Genomic DNA, 1270 nt, shown 5'->3' with positions numbered 1-1270 from the left:
GCGGCGGACTGGGCCGCCGTGCTCGAGCAGCTCTACGACGACCCCGCGACGCGCGTGGACCTGGGCCGGGCCGCGTCGATGTACGCGCAGCGCTTCGGCTGGGAGCAGACCGCCGAGGGCACGCGCGCGGCGTACCGGACGGCGGTCCGCGACTACACCCTCCCGTCCAAGGGTCAGCTCCCGCGGGTTGTCGCCCATCCAGGGGTCACCTGACTCGGGTGTAACCCACCGGAGGTGACCTCTGAACGATAGGGTGAGCCCATGAGCGCCCCGGCAGCGACGCCTAGCGACCTCGAGATTGCCCAGTCCGCGACCCTCCGCCCCATCGAGGACGTCGCCGCGAGCGTGGGCATCCCCCTCGACGCCCTCGAACTGTACGGGCGGTACAAGGCCAAGATCGACGTCGACGGCCTGCCGCCCGCGGGCCGGCTCGGCCACGTGGTGCTCGTCTCGGGGGTCTCCCCGACGCCGGCGGGCGAGGGCAAGTCCACGCTCACCGTGGGGCTCGCGGACTCGCTCGCGCGGGCCGGGAAGCGCACGATGGTGGCCCTGCGGGAGCCGAGCCTCGGACCGATCCTCGGCATGAAGGGCGGGGCGACGGGCGGCGGACGCTCGCAGGTGCTCCCCATGGAGGACATCAACCTGCACTTCACCGGCGATTTCCACGCGGTCACGAGTGCAAACAACGCCCTGTGCGCGCTCATCGACAACCACATCTTCCAGGGCAACGAGCTCGGGATCGACCCTCGGCGCGTGTCCTTCCGACGGGTCATGGACATGAACGACCGCGCGCTGCGCGAGATCGTGGTGGGGCTCGGCGGGCCAGCGCAGGGCGTCCCTCGGCAGGACGGCTTCGACATCACGGTCGCGTCCGAGGTCATGGCCGTGTTCTGCCTTGCCTCCTCGGCGGCGGACCTTACGGAGCGCCTCGCGCGGATCACGGTGGGCTACACGTACGCGCGCAAGCCCGTCACGGTCGCGGACCTCGGGGCGCAGGGCGTCATGGCCATGCTCCTCAAAGACGCGATCAAGCCGAACCTCGTCCAGACGATCGCCGGAACACCCGCCCTCGTGCACGGCGGGCCGTTTGCGAACATCGCGCACGGGTGCAACTCCGTGCTCGCGACGACGACGGCGCGCCGGCTCGCCGAGGTCGTCGTCACGGAGGCCGGGTTCGGCGCCGACCTCGGCGCCGAGAAGTTCGTCGACATCAAGGCGAGGTACGCGGACGTCGCGCCCTCCGCCGCGGTCCTCGTCGCGACCGTCCGCG

At 71.5% G+C, this 1270-nt stretch carries 2 protein-coding genes; both read left to right on the top strand.

What is annotated here, in order from left to right:
* Window positions 1–213: glycosyltransferase (locus ACLN58_RS22335; protein ID WP_415857396.1), on the top strand; the 213-nt coding region annotated here is incomplete at its 5' end.
* A gap of 48 nt (window positions 214–261) precedes the next feature.
* Window positions 262–1270, top strand: a 1009-nt coding sequence (locus ACLN58_RS22330) for a formate--tetrahydrofolate ligase (protein WP_415857395.1), incomplete at its 3' end; no start/stop codon positions are given.

The organism is Sinomonas sp. G460-2, assembly GCF_047759905.1.
Lineage (GTDB): Bacteria > Actinomycetota > Actinomycetes > Actinomycetales > Micrococcaceae > Sinomonas.
This window is presented reverse-complemented; position numbering and strand designations above follow the sequence as displayed.